Source organism: Nitrobacter sp. CN101 (assembly GCF_055390255.1).
Genome location: NZ_AP038833.1, coordinates 3,687,160 through 3,704,085, shown reverse-complemented (window position 1 = coordinate 3,704,085; position 16,926 = coordinate 3,687,160). Strand labels below are relative to the sequence as shown.

At 59.1% G+C, this 16,926-nt stretch carries 17 protein-coding genes and 2 pseudogenes; 6 read left to right on the top strand and 13 right to left on the bottom strand.

Translation table 11 applies throughout. The features are described 5' to 3' along the window. Positions 1-151 precede the first annotated feature (151 nt). A complete protein-coding gene (locus tag ACZ5IL_RS18505; RefSeq protein WP_464593789.1) occupies positions 152-598 on the top strand; it encodes a universal stress protein in 447 nt (148 codons plus the stop codon). Between the two features lie 287 nt (positions 599-885). Here the strand turns inward: ACZ5IL_RS18505 and ACZ5IL_RS18500 are convergent, their stop codons facing one another. Further along, a complete protein-coding gene (locus ACZ5IL_RS18500; RefSeq protein WP_464593787.1) occupies positions 886-1,731 on the bottom strand; it encodes a class I SAM-dependent methyltransferase in 846 nt (281 codons plus the stop codon). A gap of 210 nt (positions 1,732-1,941) precedes the next feature. On the opposite strand from ACZ5IL_RS18500, the gene ACZ5IL_RS18495 reads away from it, so the two are divergent. Next, positions 1,942-2,943: an AraC family transcriptional regulator gene (locus tag ACZ5IL_RS18495; protein WP_464593785.1), complete on the top strand. Its 1,002-nt coding sequence runs from the start codon at positions 1,942-1,944 to the stop codon at positions 2,941-2,943. Between the two features lie 354 nt (positions 2,944-3,297). Here the strand turns inward: ACZ5IL_RS18495 and ACZ5IL_RS18490 are convergent, their stop codons facing one another. Both ACZ5IL_RS18490 and ACZ5IL_RS18485 read right to left on the bottom strand, forming a co-directional pair. Continuing rightward, positions 3,298-3,633, bottom strand: a complete 336-nt coding sequence (locus ACZ5IL_RS18490) for a DUF983 domain-containing protein (protein WP_464593783.1) — start codon at positions 3,631-3,633, stop codon at positions 3,298-3,300. Between the two features lie 455 nt (positions 3,634-4,088). Then, positions 4,089-4,210: pseudogene (locus tag ACZ5IL_RS18485) on the bottom strand (ATP-binding protein); the annotation flags it as partial. A gap of 782 nt (positions 4,211-4,992) precedes the next feature. Here ACZ5IL_RS18485 and ACZ5IL_RS18480 point away from each other — a divergent pair. Next, positions 4,993-5,115, top strand: coding sequence for a hypothetical protein (locus ACZ5IL_RS18480; RefSeq protein WP_464593781.1), 123 nt, complete (start codon positions 4,993-4,995; stop codon positions 5,113-5,115). Positions 5,116-5,373: 258 nt separating this feature from the next. On the opposite strand, the gene ACZ5IL_RS18475 is transcribed toward ACZ5IL_RS18480, so the two are convergent. The 4 genes from ACZ5IL_RS18475 to ACZ5IL_RS18460 all read right to left on the bottom strand — a co-directional run bounded on the left by ACZ5IL_RS18475 (position 5,374) and on the right by ACZ5IL_RS18460 (position 8,498). Further along, entirely contained in the window at positions 5,374-5,520 is a 147-nt protein-coding gene (locus tag ACZ5IL_RS18475) for a EutN/CcmL family microcompartment protein (RefSeq protein WP_464593779.1), read from the bottom strand. 13 nt (positions 5,521-5,533) lie between these two features. Continuing rightward, on the bottom strand, positions 5,534-6,958 hold the full coding sequence (locus ACZ5IL_RS18470) for a carboxysome shell carbonic anhydrase (protein WP_464593777.1): 1,425 nt from the start codon (positions 6,956-6,958) through the stop codon (positions 5,534-5,536). A 189-nt stretch (positions 6,959-7,147) separates the two neighbouring features. Further along, positions 7,148-7,507 (bottom strand): P-II family nitrogen regulator, encoded by a 360-nt coding sequence (locus ACZ5IL_RS18465; protein WP_464593775.1) that lies wholly within the window; start codon positions 7,505-7,507, stop codon positions 7,148-7,150. 40 nt (positions 7,508-7,547) lie between these two features. After that, positions 7,548-8,498, bottom strand: coding sequence for a LysR family transcriptional regulator (locus ACZ5IL_RS18460; protein WP_464593773.1), 951 nt, complete (start codon positions 8,496-8,498; stop codon positions 7,548-7,550). 558 nt (positions 8,499-9,056) lie between these two features. On the opposite strand from ACZ5IL_RS18460, the gene ACZ5IL_RS18455 reads away from it, so the two are divergent. The 3 genes from ACZ5IL_RS18455 (at position 9,057) to cbbX (ending at position 12,036) form a co-directional block, all read left to right on the top strand. Then, a complete protein-coding gene (locus ACZ5IL_RS18455; protein ID WP_011316104.1) occupies positions 9,057-10,526 on the top strand; it encodes a form I ribulose bisphosphate carboxylase large subunit in 1,470 nt (489 codons plus the stop codon). An 11-nt stretch (positions 10,527-10,537) separates the two neighbouring features. Continuing rightward, positions 10,538-10,963, top strand: coding sequence for a ribulose bisphosphate carboxylase small subunit (locus ACZ5IL_RS18450; protein ID WP_464596940.1), 426 nt, complete (start codon positions 10,538-10,540; stop codon positions 10,961-10,963). A gap of 158 nt (positions 10,964-11,121) precedes the next feature. Further along, complete coding sequence (gene cbbX / locus ACZ5IL_RS18445) at positions 11,122-12,036, top strand: CbbX protein (RefSeq protein ID WP_464593770.1); 915 nt, start codon at positions 11,122-11,124, stop codon at positions 12,034-12,036. A gap of 433 nt (positions 12,037-12,469) precedes the next feature. Here the strand turns inward: cbbX and ACZ5IL_RS18440 are convergent, their stop codons facing one another. From ACZ5IL_RS18440 to ACZ5IL_RS18415, 6 genes and pseudogenes are all read right to left on the bottom strand, one after another. Next, entirely contained in the window at positions 12,470-12,781 is a 312-nt protein-coding gene (locus ACZ5IL_RS18440; RefSeq protein WP_464593768.1) for a helix-turn-helix domain-containing protein, read from the bottom strand. 347 nt (positions 12,782-13,128) lie between these two features. Continuing rightward, positions 13,129-14,670, bottom strand: a complete 1,542-nt coding sequence (tnpC, locus tag ACZ5IL_RS18435; protein WP_464593767.1) for an IS66 family transposase — start codon at positions 14,668-14,670, stop codon at positions 13,129-13,131. A gap of 71 nt (positions 14,671-14,741) precedes the next feature. Further along, complete coding sequence (gene tnpB, locus ACZ5IL_RS18430; protein ID WP_009798194.1) at positions 14,742-15,101, bottom strand: IS66 family insertion sequence element accessory protein TnpB; 360 nt, start codon at positions 15,099-15,101, stop codon at positions 14,742-14,744. Then, the gene (locus tag ACZ5IL_RS18425; RefSeq protein WP_009798195.1) at positions 15,098-15,265 is read right to left on the bottom strand and encodes a hypothetical protein; all 168 of its coding nucleotides are present in this window, start codon (positions 15,263-15,265) and stop codon (positions 15,098-15,100) included. Before ACZ5IL_RS18425 ends, tnpB begins: the two co-directional genes overlap by 4 nt. Before the next feature lie 240 nt (positions 15,266-15,505). Continuing rightward, positions 15,506-15,619: pseudogene (gene tnpA / locus ACZ5IL_RS18420) on the bottom strand (IS66 family insertion sequence element accessory protein TnpA); the annotation flags it as partial. Positions 15,620-16,364: 745 nt separating this feature from the next. Continuing rightward, positions 16,365-16,754: a porin gene (locus ACZ5IL_RS18415; protein ID WP_464593764.1), complete on the bottom strand. Its 390-nt coding sequence runs from the start codon at positions 16,752-16,754 to the stop codon at positions 16,365-16,367. Positions 16,755-16,926 lie beyond the last annotated feature (172 nt).

Below are 16,926 nucleotides of genomic sequence, written 5' to 3'. Positions count from 1 at the left end.
CGCAAGCGCACGAGGCCGTAGCAAAAGACAATGGCTGCATTGCGCGTTGTCAAACTGCGACAACCAAGCGGCCGGCACAGCAGCTCCTTGTTGAGGTCAGATGTGATTGCTATGATCGTCGCAGGATTTCTGAGTGCGAGGGGCACTACCCATGTACGCTCATATTCTCATTTCCACTGACGGCTCCGAACTGGCACAGAAAGGTGTCGACCATGGCCTGGCGCTGGCCGACGAAAACGGCAGCAAGGTTACAATCATCACTGTGACGGAGCCATTTCCAGTTCCGTCCATCAGCGCAAGCGGATGGGGCATGGCGGGAATGGACCCGGATCGGCTTAAAGATGCCAACACACGGCATGCAGAAGCTATCCTTTCCGCAGCGAAAGCGGCAGCAGAAGAAATGGGACTGACGGTCGAGACGCTCCATATCCCAAATGCCTTACCGGCCGCAGCTATCGTTGATGCAGCGAAAACGCATGATTGTGATCTGATCGTCATGGCCTCGCACGGGTACCGTGGAATCAAGAGGGTCCTTTTGGGCAGCCAGACTGCCGAGGTTGTTTCTACTGCGCATATTCCGGTTCTTGTGGTCCACTAGATCGGCGGCCGGCGACGCACCACCCCGCCGATTTCGACGGGGTGTGCAGGTTTGCTTATGACCGGGGCCAGTGCCACTTTCCTCCCGCGAACGCGGGCGGCAACCTCACACCGTTAAGCGGGTCCTCGTAACGAGGGGGGCTTCGGTCGGGCTCGCGAAATTAAGACTTCGCGCTTCTCCAACGTCGGCGTGATGATCATCTCACGACCGTGGTAATTGTTGAATCTCAGTAGCACTCGGCACTGGCTTGCCATCGTGTGGATTGCTGCTCCGGTCGTGTCCGGCGTTCACCGTCGCGTCACGACGACTTCGAGATATTCGCCTGGCACGACCATGGTACCATCGCTCGCCAGGTTCATATCGCCGATCAATGTGAGTATGTCGCGCGCGAGTGCCTTCTGGCCAGATGCGTCGAGCGCCTCGAACGCTTTAAGCAGCGGCCCGTAATATTCGCGAAAGATGTCGAGGAAGTGATGCGGCGAGTGGTAGCGGAAGTTGAATATGCGCGGCTTGGCAGCGATCACCGACGCGGCGGCACCGAATGTCTGATCTACCCACGCGCGCGTGCCCCATAAAGCCGGCGATTTGACCCCGGTCGGCGGCGGCAGGTACTTGCCGATTACGCGGAACATCTGGCCGATGAAGCCGTCGGGCGTCCAGTTGGCCAGGCCGATCCTGCCGCCGGGCTTGCACACCCGCAACATCTCGGACGCGGTGCTATGCTGGTCCGGGCTGAACATAGCGCCGAAGGTCGAGACAACGGCATCGAACGATCCATCCTCGAATGGCAGATGCTCAGCGTCGGCGATGCGGAAATCGATGCGCAAGCCTTCCGCCTCTGCACGCTGGCGGCCGTGATCGAGCAACGGTTCCACGTAGTCCGTGGATGTTACGTGACACCACCGCCGCGCTGCAGCCAGCGTGACATTGCCGTTGCCCGCGGCGATATCGAGCACCTTCTGTCCCGCACGCAGATCCATCGCTTCGGCCAGCTCTTCGCCGACGATCTGAAGAGTGACGCCGATGCGGGCGTAATCGCCCGACGACCAGGCGGCGTGCTGTTTGCCCTTGAGGGCTTCGAAGTCCGGTGTGGCCTTAGCAGCGGTCGAATGGCAATCGATGACGGTAGTCATGGTGGTCCTCCCTGACGATAGGGCGCCACGCGGCATGCCTAGCAGCGAGATTCGCGGGCATGCGGCCGTGGGAGCCTTTGCAAGTGCACCTGTTGATACCGTCTGCGTCGTTTTGATTGAATGACTGGGCTACCGAGCTTCTTGCTCGCGCGTCCAGACTTGTTATCGTTGCCATCCGCCCGCCTCCAGGCCGGCTTTGGAACGTTGCCTATGAGCACGGACGTGCTGTCGGAACTGCTGTCGGCCGTGCGCCTGACCGGCTCGGTGTTCTTCGACGTTACCGCGACGTCGCCGTGGGTCGCGGAAGCGCCGCCTTCGGCCCAGATCGCCAAAGACGTTACGCCCGGCGCGCAGCATGCGATCGAGTATCACGTGGTCACGCAAGGCACGTGCTGGATATCGCTCGTCGATGACGACAGCTTCGGGCCAGTCCGGCTTAGGCAAGGCGACATTGCCGTCTTGCCACACGGCAACGGTCACGCGTTGTCGAGCGAACCTGGTATGCGCGCCGAGCCAGACTGGACCTTGCACCGGCGGCCGGCCGACGACAATGCGTTGCCGTTCAAGCTTACGACCGGCAGCGGAGGCCCAAGCGACGCCCATTTGATCTGCGGCTTTTTCAGTTGCGACGTGCGCCCGTTCAATCCGCTGCTCGATTCGCTGCCGCGCTTTATCCGCTGTGGGGGCGGGACAGCGGGCCCGTCGGACGGATTGCTCGATAATTTCATTCGCTTCGCCACGAGGGAGGCGAACAGCAAGCGCGCCGGTAGCCAGAGTGTTCTCAACCGCCTGTCGGAGCTGATGTTCGTCGAAGTGATCCGCATGCATATGGACCAGCTCGCCAGCAACACGGGGTGGTTGGCGGGCCTGCGCGATCCGCTCGTCGGCCGCGCGTTGACCCTACTGCACGCTCGGCCGGCGAACGCCTGGACCCTCGAGACGCTAGCTGCCGAAGCGGGCGCATCGCGCTCGGCGCTAGCTGAGCGCTGCGCGCACCTGACCGGCTATCCCCCGATCCAATATCTGACGCAATGGCGCATGCAGCTCGCGGCCAAACAGCTGACAGACACCAACGCCAAGGTCGCCGCGGTGGCCGAAGCGGTCGGCTACGAATCCGAAGCGGCCTTCAGCCGGGCGTTCAAAAAGCTGACCGGACGCTCGCCGAGCGAATGGCGGTCGGTGTCGTCTTTGCCCACTGCGGGGAAGGAATAGAGATCGGACGCTCAAGGTTCGCTGGCCAAGTGCGATCAAACTCGTTGAGTTCCCATCGGCGCAGAACGCGCGGAGTGATACCATAGCGGCGCGCGCTGCCGCTCGCCCGGGGCCGCATCATTTCTTCAAGGATCCAGCGCTTGTCGCTGAACTGCCGCCGAGGAGTGATAAGTCCCCGGACTTACGGGCGGACTAAGGGGAGGACTTAAGGGGCGCCGTCGATACAACAGCTTCCGCTCGGGCGGTTGTGGCTCCACTTTAAACAGCGATCGCCAGTTGCCAAACGCCTTGAGCGGAATAAACGTTCAGGCCTACGTCCGGAGCTATTCGTAGGCGCGGGGGATGAGCCTCGCTTTACGATGCCTTGTGGTGATACTGCAGCGATACAAGGAGGCTCTTCAGCCCCCGCAGCGGCCAAAGCGTCACGATCAGGATCAACGGAATCCAAAGCGCCACGTGAACCCAATACGGCGGCTGATATTTGACTTCAGTAAATAGAGCGGCGGTGACGACGATGGCACCCGCGATCATTATGACGAATATGGTGGCCCCGTCGCCGACGTTTGCGAAGCTGAAATTCAGACCGCACGAATTACATTCGGGCTTCAACGTCATGAATCCGTCGAAGAGCTTCCCCTTGCCGCAGCGCGGGCATCGGCACAACAACCCAGTGGAATATGGTGAAGGCATCTTTGCGTGAATCCCTTGTCATTGATTACCATTTCTAGCTTTCTGCGCTCCGAGCGGGACAGTAACTGACCGAGCCAACTCGCAATGCTAATGCAAGCCATTTTACCCGAGACGTGATGCGATGCGTGACGCGTCCACCTCTTAGCAAGCGCACCAAAAGCGACTATCGGGCCGCGGCCGTCCAGACCACACCCTTAGAGGCAGCGCAGATGCCGAGCGGGCTTATCCCCTCAAAGTTTGCCAAGATCCGTATTGAACATCTATACCTACTAACTAATATATCAAGCATAAGGTTAAATATATTAGACATCATCGGCGCAACGCTCTCTCCAGTTCGAGGTGCCGAAGGGCATGCCGATTAGCACCCGATCAGGCGAAGCTGGTCGTGGTTGCGCAGCTTGATCAGGTTTTCGGCTTTAGTTCTGTGAGTGACTCTTGAAGCGCCAAGATTCGTTTCAGGTCTCGACGATCTTGCAATGATGGGGATCCGGTCGAGCAACGCGGGTGTCATCTTGGCGTCGTCGAAGACGCTGAGCCATTCGCCGAATGCCAGATTGGTGGTGATGATGGCGCTGGTGTGTCAATCGGCGTCGGAACGGAGCTCCGACGAAACACACTGGTTTTCTCGACCTCCGTCTTATTGACCGCGCCCTTACCCTCTGATCGACCATGCTCACCATGGGCTCGCTCACTACGATCATCATGTTGGTGGTGAGCCTCTGGGAAGGGCGTTTGCTACGCAAGCGCCGCACGAGCCGGATCGCGATAGGCAGTGCATTGAGATGGGGTGGTGTAGGTGTGTTAGTCGGAGGTGAGACCAGAAAGCCTTCCAAGGATTGCTTATGCTTTCCAATCCGCTTGGCTCACCCGCATGTCAGAGCATCTTCTTCATCGTTACACATGCCACTGACCAGCGACCGTTCAGCAATGGTGGCAGTATTCAGTGACCTTGTATCCCTGACTCCGGTAAAACGGTTCAGCCGTCACCGAGGAGTCGGTGTGCAAACATTTGACGCCCGCGTTTTGGATGTGACGGCTGCGAAGGGGGTTTCCCCCGTGCCCCCGTTCGCGAGGTCCCCGCTTTGTGGTAACGGTGGAGGGAGGGTGTCTACAACCTTCTCCTGTGCGGACCATGCCCCATGATTTCGATCCTTTTCACACTCGTATTTGCTGGCGTTATTCTGTTTCTCGCAGCGGGGAAAATCCTGGACTGGGTGCGGCCAAAGGGCCGCCGCTAGGCCGCTCGCTCTTGACGCTTGGCCACCTCGCAATCGTTGCGCGGCTGCATCCGGTGGCTCTCTGCGCTCCATGACTGACCGATAGCTATCATCATAGTCCTTGCGGGCAACAGCAGCGAGCATGTCTAAAAGCATCCCGTTGATGGCCTCAAACATGCGGCTGGTGAAATCATCGGTGGAGGTGGTTGCCATCATCCACGAGGTCGAAGGTCTAGCGCCACCACCCGAACACGGCGGGCGGTAAGCTCAGCCTTGAGCCGTCCCAGTCGGTGGCGGTAAGGCGGTCCACTTGCTCTACGAGGAGGATGTCTCCGGGGTGAGCACCTCCCAGCAGACGGAATAACTCGGGGCAGCTGAGGCACCGGTGAGCCGCCTAAAGGTCGATCTCGGCAGCCAGGAACAGATGCCGACGCTAGCCCGTGATGCGACGATGGTCAGATCGGACGGATAATTTCTTGGCCCCTGCCGCATCGCGCGCCGCGGAGGACCTGACACAAATTACTCAGTCGCCCGGGATGCAGCCGACGGCATCGACCGCGACGCTGCGCGGTCCATTCGGCGTTTCCTGCACGACAAGCAGCGGACGATGACCCATGGCATGGATGCGATTGGTCGACACGAGGGTGGTACTTACACGCATGATCTTCATGGCTCATACGTCCTCAATGATCGTCGACAGCGTCGTCGGCGACGAAAGCGCAGCGCTCGTCGCCGCCACGTTCGCTCACCGCAATCGCGCAATTGAGCAGACCCCGGGTGGCCAGAACTGGGTAGCGCGACTCGATCGCGTCACGCACCCGCCGACCCCGCGCGATCGCCCGCTCGCGCGACTTGGGAACTCGTGCATCATATTCGAAATGCACCAGAACCGGCACGGGCAGACCGTGCGCGGCGTTGAGCTTGGTGAAGATATCAATCCCGACATCCATGTCCGGCGCGCCTTCCTCCATGGTGTTGAGGTGAGCGAGATAAAACAGATTGCGCAGCTGCAGCGGCCGCAGCTTCTCCCCGGCGATGATGTACTCCTCGTCGTGCCCGATGGTCGCGTAGCGCCCGGTGTGGTGCTCAATGACGTATTCGATTTGCGATAGGTTGGCCTCAGCCAGCGCCAGCACCAGGCGGCGCATACCCTCGTGCATTCGGCCGGTGCCCTGGCTCCCGTCATTCATGCCCTCGGCAACGGCGACGGTCTCGGCGATATGCGCCCGCGCGGCATCGGGCGCTAGCCCGAGGGTGTCGCGGTAGACCTGCGCGGTGTCGAAGTAGCGGTGCACGTTGACTTCGCCGAAGCCGTCGGGCAGATGGATGCGTAGCGCATCCAGATCCGTGTCAACACCGATAAGCAACACATCTGGCGCGGCGCCCGCGCCGAAAGTCTGGTCGACCGCCGCTCGCAACTCGTGCAGGCGCTGCAGTGCCGCCTCTATGGCCTGACGGTCGTTGCTGCCGTGAGCAGCGCAACCCTGGCCGTCGGGCGAGGAACTGCTGAAATGATAAACGGCGATCTTGAGGTAGTTCAGGCGGTCACCATCGACCATAGCCCCCGACAATCGCTTGACTTCGCGCTCTGCCCAGTCTGACACATTGGCTTCGACATTAAACAGTGCACCGGCATACCCCTTCACCCGCACATTTGGCCCAGGCAAAATGCGCAGCACATAGGCGCCGACGCCCTGCAGCCGGCCGTCGGAACACGGGCTGATGTCCACGGTGTGGTAGCCGCACGAACGCAGAAAATTCTCATCGAGCGGGAGACGTTGGCGCCAGCCGGCCTGCTCTGTCGGCGCGTTATCGACGCTCAACTTCAAAGAGCTGAATATGCAGCGTGAATGCAGCGTGGACAAATCCAGCCCACACACCCAGGCGTCCTCGAGCACCTGCGTCGGAAGATCGAAGCCGAGTTGTTCGCGGGTAAGCTGCTGCGCCCGCCCGATAAAATTCTCGTCGTGCTGATACGTCGAGATACGCTTGAGTACATCGACGATGCGGGTAAAACGCGAGCGCACGGTCCGTTCGTAATCGAACAGCATGCGATTGAGATCGCGATCAACCAGCGCATGCTCGCACATCTGCCCGCCGCCGATCATACACGCCGGATGATCGGGCATGGCCGTCGCCTCGGGAGCCGCCACAGCAACCGGGCTGGCTTCTCGTCGCAGGGACTGAAGGCGTTTACGCGTGTTCATATCCGCGATCCTCTGTAATGCAGCCCGGTTTTGAGACATCCGGCTGGGCTTTGTTAGCCGCGCAAGCATGGTCGAAAAGCCGATCATGCATTAAGACTGAAACCGGGCCACCTCATGAGGGCAGGCCACCATGAACTTGGTCGGGCGGCAGACCTGGATGTCGCTGACGAAAATCACACCTGAGTGGGTGTCGAAAAACGGCTGAAAACCATCGAGCAGCGAATCGGCCAAGCCTTGCGGTACCGCAGCGATGATCATGATGAGGACGTCGTCCTCGTTGAACATCAGGTGCCCTTCGTACAGGCCGTGGCTGCCCTTGCCCGACAGATTGCCAACAATGGTGTAACCCTTCACCCCGGCGCGGTTGAGCAAGTCGGTAGCGAATTCCTTGTGCTCGCCGGCGAGAATGATTTCCAGTTTTTTCAGCGGATGCAGTTTGATCGCATTCATGCGACGAGATCCTCCTGAGCCTGGGCAACGAGCGGCGCGCTCATTGTTGAAGACGAAAGGCTTGTAGCCCTGAGTGGATCGATGACTGCTTGGGCGAGGCCAGCGGCCGCGCTTGCTGGGTGATGAACGCTAGAAAGGACTGCGCCACCGCCGATAGGCGTTTACCCTTGCGATGCACGACGAACCATTGCCGCACGATGGGAAAACTCTTCACATCGAGGGTGACCAGGCGGCGTGTCACCAACTCCAATTCCAGAGTGTGCAGCGACAGGATGCCCAGCCCCAGCCCGGCTTCGACAGCCTGCTTGATGGCCTCGTTGCTGCTCATCTCCATCACCGAGTGGAATTCCACCCCAAGACGCGAAAAATGACGCTCCGCGGCGTTGCGCGTGCCGGAGCCGGGCTCGCGGGTAATGAACGGTTGATGACCCAATTCCACTAGCGGAATCTTCCGGCGTCCGGCCAGCGGATGCTCGGGCGAAGCGATGACCACCAGCGGGTTGTCGAGGAACGCGCGCGCGACGAGCTCGGCGTTCTCTGGCGGTTGCCCCATGATGGCCAGGTCCTGGTTCGCCGCCGATAGCGTCTTGAGGATATGCGTCTGGTTGGACACCTGCAGCCGGACCTGCACCCTGGCATGGCAGGCGCAGAAAGCTGCGATGAGCTTTGGCATGAAGTAGTTGGCCGTGCTCGCCACGGTGAGGTCGAGTTCTCCGCGATGGACGCCGCGGAACTCCTCCATCGCAGACTCGAGATCGCGCATCTTGGCGCCGATGAGCGTGGCGTGGCGATGCAACTCGCGACCCGCGTCGGTGGGGTGGATCTTTTTCCCGACGTGGTCGAACAGCGGCACGCCGATCTGCTCTTCCAGCTGTCGCATCTGCATTGAGACCGCCGGCTGGGTGAGGTGCAGCGCTTCGGCCGCGCGCGTAAAGCTCCGCCGACGCAACACAGCGTCGAAGATCTGGAGCTGTCTGAGTGTCAGATACATAAGCGAGTCTGATGCATTATATAAGAAATAACAATTGGTGTTTAGTATATCATTTTTTATATTCTAAGCACGTGAATAGCTATAAAAAACACTGAATATTCTGTTTAAGGCACTATGTGTTTGGTTGAAGACATTAATTCTTCATTTGAAGATACGATGTTTTATGCTTCAGTTGCCTAGCTGATCGACCTTTTCGAGGAAGGCCGCGCCAGGTCGCTCGCTGCTAGTCCGGAAGCCCGATGGTCGCGATCAAGTGGGTGTCCAGTTCGATGTCGGGAGGAGGCCACGATCGCGAAGCGCATAGCCACGCAAGGCCTGCGTATCTCCTGGCGAGTGGTGATCGTCAGACTCACGCCAATCCCCGGATGGAGCTTCAAGAAGGAGCCGATCGCTGCACAGCGGGAAATGCCTCAAAAATCAAGGTGAACCCACGGGCTGAGATGGCCGAGCTCTATCGTACGGGCAAACTTGATCCAAGCATCGCTGATACGGCCGTTGCCGCGGCGTGACATTCGATCCGGAACTTTCGCGGATCACAGAGAGAAGAAGGAGAGATATATGAACGTCCAAAACGAAAAATCGATGACCGTTCGCGGTAAGGACCGCTACAAATCCGGCGTCATGTCCTACAAGAAGATGGGCTATTGGGAGCCGGACTACACGCCGAAGGACACTGACGTCATTTGCCTGTTCCGGGTTACGCCTCAGGATGGCGTCGATCCGATCGAAGCCTCGGCGGCGGTGGCTGGTGAATCCTCGACGGCGACCTGGACCGTGGTATGGACGGACCGCCTCACGGCAGCCGAAAAATACCGCGCCAAGTGCTATCGCGTCGACCCGGTACCGGGGGCGGAAGGCCAGTACTTCGCCTATATCGCCTACGATCTCGACCTGTTCGAACCCGGTTCGATTTCCAACCTCACCGCGTCGGTCATCGGCAACGTGTTCGGCTTTAAGCCGCTCAAGGCCTTGCGGCTCGAGGACATGCGGTTGCCCGTTGCTTACGTTAAGACGTTCAAGGGGCCGCCCACCGGCATCGTCGTCGAGCGCGAGCGCCTCGACAAGTTCGGTCGGCCGCTGCTCGGCGCCACCGTCAAGCCGAAGCTCGGCCTGTCCGGCCGCAATTACGGCCGCGTGGTCTATGAGGCCTTGAAAGGCGGTCTCGACTTCACCAAGGACGACGAGAACATCAACTCGCAGCCGTTCATGCACTGGCGAGAACGCTTCCTCTACTGCATGGAGGCGGTCAATCGCGCCCAGGCAGCGACCGGAGAGATCAAGGGCAGCTACCTCAACGTCACTGCGGCGACGATGGAGGACATGTACGAGCGCGCTGAGTTCGCGAAAGAGTTGGGCTCGGTGGTTGTCATGATCGACTTGGTGATCGGCTACACCGCGATCCAGTCGATGTCGAATTGGGCGCGCAAGAACGACATGATCCTGCATCTGCATCGCGCCGGTCATTCGACCTACACGCGGCAGCGCAGTCACGGCGTGTCGTTCCGCGTCATCTCCAAATGGATGCGGCTCGCCGGCGTCGATCATATCCACGCAGGAACCGTGGTCGGCAAGCTGGAAGGCGATCCGCTTACCACGCGCGGCTTCTACGATATCTGCCGCGAGGAGTACAACCCGACCCAGCTCGAACACGGCATCTTCTTCGACCAGAACTGGGCGAGCCTCAACAAGGTGATGCCGGTCGCTTCCGGCGGCATCCATGCCGGCCAGATGCACCAGCTCATCCAGCACCTCGGTGAGGATGTGGTGTTGCAGTTCGGCGGCGGCACCATCGGTCACCCGATGGGCATCCAGGCCGGTGCGACAGCGAATCGTGTGGCGCTGGAAGCGATGATCCTCGCTCGCAACGAAGGTCGCGATTACGTCAGCGAAGGGCCGGAGATCCTGGCCAAGGCAGCCGCGAGCTGCACGCCGCTGAAGCAGGCGCTTGAGGTGTGGAAGGACGTCACCTTCGACTACGCCTCGACCGACGCTCCCGACTACGTGCCGACCGCCGTTCCTGCGGCGTAATGGAGGACATCATGCGTATTACTCAAGGTTGTTTTTCGTTCCTGCCCGATCTGACCGACGATCAGATTTCCCGGCAGATCCAGTACTGCCTCAGCCAGAAGTGGGCGGTGAACATTGAGTTCACCGACGATCCGCATCCCCGCAATACCTATTGGGAAATGTGGAATTTGCCGATGTTCGACCTGCCGGACGCGGCAGGCGTGCTGATGGAGCTGAAGGAGTGCCGGAAGGTCTATGGCGACCGCTACATCCGGATCTCCGGGTTCGATTCCAGTCCTGGCTGGGAGTCGGTGAAGATCTCGTTCATCGTCAACAGGCCCAAGAACGAGCCGGGCTTCCGGCTCGAGCGCCAGGAATCCGATGGTCGCAACGTCCGATACACCACGACTTCCTATGCGGTGGCCGAACGTTCCGAAGGTCAGCGCTATTCATCATGATTCCACCGGCTAAGGCTGGACGATTTATCCTTTCGGTCGTCCAGCCCGGATGTACTGCTCCGTCGTCTCGTGACGGCGGAGCCTTTCTCCCCGAACGGTTTTCTCGCGAGCGGTCGTAAAAAAGAAGCTCCCGACCGAGGTTATCAGGACCATCTTCGATGCAAGAAAAAGTCAACCTTCGCGAGGAACTCGAGGCCGTTGGAATCGGCGAGATACTCAAGCAGCTCGATCAAGAGCTGATCGGTCTCAAGCCGGTCAAGACACGAATCCAGGAGATTGCGTCGCTGCTCCTCGTCGAGCGGATACGCAAGAAAATGGAACTGACGTCGGAGATCCCGACATTGCACATGTCGTTCACCGGAAATCCCGGTACCGGCAAAACCACCGTTGCCTTGCGGATGGCCGATATTCTCCATCGGCTGGGTTATGTACGCCGTGGCCATGTCGTGTCGGTCACGCGCGATGAATTGGTCGGACAGTATATCGGCCACACCGCGCCGAAGACCAAGGAGATATTGAAAAAGGCGATGGGCGGTGTGCTGTTCATCGACGAGGCCTATTACCTTCATCGGCCCGACAACGAGCGTGACTACGGCCAGGAAGCCATCGAGATACTGCTTCAGGTCATGGAGTCGCAACGCGAGGACCTGGTGGTAATTCTCGCCGGCTACGCCGACCGTATGGAAAAATTCTTCTCCAGCAATCCCGGTTTCCGCTCGCGCATCGCCCATCACATCGACTTCCCCGACTACACCAACGAGGAGTTGCTCGCGATCGCGGAGGTGATGCTGCGTCACATGAACTATAAATTCACCTCTGACGCCCGCGACGCCTTTGTACGTTACATCGCGTTGCGCAAGGCGCAGCCCTTGTTCTCCAACGCACGCTCGATCCGCAACGCGCTGGATCGTATTCGCTTGCGTCAGGCCAATCGCCTGGTCGCGGACGAGGACGCCATCCTGTCTGTCGACGATGTCCAGTCGGTAGTAGCGTCCGACGTTCTTGCCAGTCGCGTGTTCGAGACGTCGCAGCCTGCCGTTGTCGAGCAATTGACGGACAAGAGAAGGCGATAGCCCTGCGGAGATCAGCCATTGTGGCCGCACCCCGTTTTTCTGTCCGAAAATGACCAATTTTTCGAACAGTAGCAGATCAAAATAGCCTGATTAGCGAGTTCTGACTCGCTACATCACCATGATTCGACGTCGATCATGGACGACGAGCGGGTCGATCGAAACAGTACTGGAGTTGTGGGCGTCGTAGCTACGGGACGTGAAACGACGGATGCGCCCGTGCCCATTGTTTGCGCAGGAGCGTACGGTGGTGAACGCGGGCGCATTCATTGAGCGAAGAACCGCGCAAGGCTGGCTGGATACGAGCGTAAGCGGCGGGCAATCCCGGCCCACGTCGCGCCGATGGCGTTAACCACTCCTCAAGCGAAGCGCTCAGTGAAGGTTTGACGCCCGCAAAGGACATCCGAAAATCATACTTCAGGGAGGCCACTTCAGATTATCGAGTTCGTTCCAAGGGCCTCGACGAGAAAGGCTTTGGTTGCTTTATCTTTGGCTTCGTGACTTGTTCCTTGAGCCGGACGCCCCGACCGCCAGCCAAGCTTTGACCATCCGGACTAATCAACTCGATGCCCGCGTTGTCCAGAGCTGAAACCAGTTTCATCAGGGAATCGACATTGCCACGGATGACGCCGTCACTAGCTTCCATGCGTTGAATAGTCGGAACTGAAAGATCTGCCAGTTCAGCCATTTGCCGTTGATCTATATTCAAGAGCGCACGGGCGGCCCTGAGTTGACTGGCGGAAATCATGAATTCTGGCAACTCCGATCAGTGAATATGCTTTAACCATATGAAATTTAGTATCAAACATCAATTTAAATGTACAACGCATCAACGATCTGTCATAATATTCTTGCGTTTCACAATATTGACGCTGATTCAAGTCGCTACGCTTCCAAGCCTCATGGTGCGCCCGCCAGAACGCCTCGCCTTGACGTGTCCAAGCTCCGTTCTCGTTCGCGATCTCACTCTCCCCATCAAAAAAATGGAGAACGAGAACAGATCCTGCGCGCCCCAAACAAGCGTGCAAGAATTCTACGCCTACCTCGAAGCCACTCAACGGCTCAACGGTAAGCGTCTATTCCTGACACGTTATCTTAGTTGAGGATAGTTGCCGGGCGCCAGTTCCATGGCAAGAGCTGATCGAGCCGGCTCATGGGATGACCGGCCGACATGCGTTCAAGGATGTCCTTGAGATAGGTGAAGGGCTCGACGTCATTTAGCTTTGCCGTGGTGATGAGGGAGCAGACTGTGGCCCAGCGCTGAGCCCCGCCATCTGGTCCGGCGAACAGGTGGTTCTTTCGTCCGAGCGTGACCGGACGAATGGCGCGTTCGACGGTGTTAGTGTCGAGCTCGATGCGGCCGTCATTGAGGAAGCAGCAAAGAGCATCCCAGCGGCTCAGGGCATAGCGAGTGGCATTGGCGAGCCCGCCGCGCGGCGGGATTTGGGCGAGTTGCATTTCGAGCCATGCTTTCATCGCCGTGACCAGAGGCAACGACTTTGATCGACGCATGCTTTGCCGTGCTTCCGCGGTCTGGCCGCGGATGGCGGCCTCGATCACGTAAAGCTCGGCGATGCGTCGCAGCGCTTCGGTCGCGACAGGCGAGGCGGTCGCCTGCTGCACCTCGTAGAACTTCCGCCTGGCGTGAGCCCAACAAGCTGCGAGCTGGATGGTACCGCCGTCGCGAAGCCGATCGAACCCGGGATAACCGTCGACCTGAACGATGCCGCTGAAGTTGGCCAGATGAGCAGCGGGACGCTCAGCCTTGCGATCCGGACTGTAGAGATAGACCGCGGCTGGCGGATCCGGTCCGTTCCAAGGCCGGTCATCGCGGGCGTACACCCACAACCGGCCAGTTTTGGTGCGGCCGCGGCCGGGATCGAGTACCGGGATCGGCGTGTCGTCGGCGAACAGTTTCTGCGATGCAAAGATGTGTTCAGCGAGCTTGGATTGAAGGGGCTCCAGCCACCAGCAGGCGCCGCCGATCCAGTTCGCCAAGGTCGAGCGGTCCAACGTGACGCCCTGCCGGGCGAAGATCTGGCTCTGCCTGTAGAGCGGGAGGTGATCGCAGTATTTGGAGACCAGAACATGGGCGAGCAGAGCCGGGGAGGCCAGCCCCTTGGCGATCGGCCGCTCTGGTGCTGGCGCTTGATGGATAGTCCCGCAGGCCCGACAGCCATAGCGCGGCCGGCCGATGCGGATGACCCGCAGTCGCGCCGGCACATGGTCGAGCATCTCGCTCGTCGTTTCGCCGATCAAGTGCAGTATGCCGCCGCAACAAGGGCAGGTTTGATGCTCAACATCGAGCCTGACATCCTCGCGGGGCAAGTGCACCGGCAGGCTCGGGCGCTCGCTTTGGGTCCTCGGGGGACGGCTCTCGGCTGGCGGAGGCGGAAGGCTAGTTTCGACGCGCGCAAGATCGGCGTTGAGGTCTTCGAAGCCGAGTTGCAACTGCTCGTCATCGAGCCGCTCAGCCCGGCGGCCGTACTGGTTGCGCTGCAGCCTCTTGATGATGAGATTGAGCCGTTCGATCTCGGCCTTCGCCTTGCTGAGGCTGATGCGCTCGGCTACAAGCGAACGCACCAGCTTTTGCAGCGTCTCCACGTCGTCGGGCAGTGCGGCGAGATCGACGTTCATACGAGAAGAATCTAACTGACTCGCACCGTTCTCGCCGCATTTCTTGCATCGTCGAGTCAATCGGTCGCAGATCATCCGGCAATTGCCGGACGCCAGCGTTGCTCAGGCGCGCGCCAATCGACACCTTCGATCAGCAGCGACAGCTGTGCTGAGGTCAACGACAGCGTTTCGCCAGGCGCAATGCTCGGCGGCCACAGAAAGACACCATGCTCGAGCCGTTTTGTGAACAGGCAGAAGCCGGTGCCATCCCAGTAGATGATCTTGATAAGGTTGGCCCTGGTGCGACCTCGGAAGACAAACAGATGTCCGGTAAATGGATCCTGGTGCAGGACGCCTTGCACCAGCATCGCGAGACCGTCGATGCCTTTGCGCATATCGATGTAGCCCAGAGCCAGGTGCACCTTTACGTTTGGAGGAAGCAAGGCCGTCATGGCATGGCCCTCTCGGCCGCAGGTGTCGCTCCGTCGGCGATCTGCACAGTGACGAAGCCCAGCTCTTTCGCTGCGGCAACGTCCTGCTTCCATCGGCGCAGAACGCGCGGAGCGATGCCGTAGCGGCGCGAGATCTCGCTGCCGCTCGCGCCGGACCGTATCATCTCTTCAAGAATCCAACGCTTGTCGGCTTCGCTGAACCGTCGCCGATGCCCTTCACGTGGTCTTGGAACAATGGGCTCCGCTGCCGTCGAGGAGGGATAAGACCCCGGACTTACGAGGGGACTTAACGGCGGACTAAGGGGAGGACTTAAGGGGCGTCGTCGATACAACAGCTTCCGCTTGGGCGGCTGTGGCTCCACTTTAAACAACGATCGCCAGTTGCCAAACGCCTTGAGCGGAATGCCGTGCGCTTCACAATATTGACGTTGATTCAAGTCGCTACGCGTCCATGCCTCGTGATGCGCCCGCCAAAAATCCTCGCCTTGACGCCTCCACCCTCGATGTTCGCTCGTCATGCTGTTCTCTCCATCTTCAAATTGAAGACAGGAACAGATCGGGGTCGCTAACGATCGAACAAGGGTGCGAGAAATGGACGCTTACTATCTTATCTAGTCTCTCACGGGCTAAACTGACGAAATTCCCTGTAAAGCCCTGTTGGCAGCGAGTTTCGAGGGAGATTTAGTTGCGCATCACTGGCATCGCCAGCCATGCAGTCTGATTTTTTCTGGAAATCTCCGAAGAATTAACGAAAGGCCCGCCAATAGCGGGCTTTTGTGCATTCAGCTTCGCCTCCGCGAGTCCATTTCATGGTCATAGGCAATTGAAATGCCGAAAGTCTCCGGCCGACGCCCCGATTCAGTGCGGGCGCTGCAAAGAAAAGAGCTGAAAGGATATCGAATCGCTGCGATTGCATTTTTGTGGGGTCTAATCCGGAGAGGTCACTCTCGAGTAGTACTCGTGGCGTCGCCGCCTCGATGAAAAGCGGGCTAAGTAATCCACGCGGCTCTCGTCTAGGGTCAGGACCGTGGCCCCGCCGAGATATTCGGACATGCCGCTCACGCGCGTTTAGAGCCCAATGGCCCGCAACCGCCGGACGAGCCAAAGGCCATCTTGCTGTATTTGTTGTTTTTAATCACACTCGCCCTCATAGGTTGCGGGAATTATCCTTTCGTGTCTGCCCGCCGATGTCGGCTGAAGAGCACAACCAAGCCCTTCCGGTTCAGGCGCCGCGCAGGAATGATCGGGCAGCTTTTCTAAGAGTCAGTAATTCCACTGGACCTGGACTCTCACGGCATCAGCCCTGAATTGGTTGTAAGGGGTATTCAGGACGTCGGTACGATTCATCATGTGATACTCAGCTGTGAGCTCAATTGCTTTGGTAACTTGCCATTCCACGCCAAACTCCCAGTCATTGACGAGGTTTCTCGGGGCGTTGCGCTCAAATTTCTGACCGCCCTCGTAGTATTGCCATTTGACGAACGGAAACATGATTCCCCAAGGTCCACCATCGTATTTGTATGTGGCCTGGACATACCCACCGTTCAGCGGGGAGTCCGTAATCAACCTCTGAGGGTCGTTTAACTGAGGTCCCCGTCCCCAATTCCATTCTGCTTGCAACCCGAAAGGCTGCGGATAAAGGACAGCATGCACCGCGACACGCTTGCGGAAGGCTGCCTAACTTCCTCTCTGCACGGACTGACTGCTTTCTTGATCCGGAAACCTTCGAGTAGGTGCATCATACATCCGTCAGTGGTTGGTTGTAAAAATGACCTGCCCGCGTACTCACCTTTTCGCTCAGGCGACGGTTAGTGCGTTGCTGCCC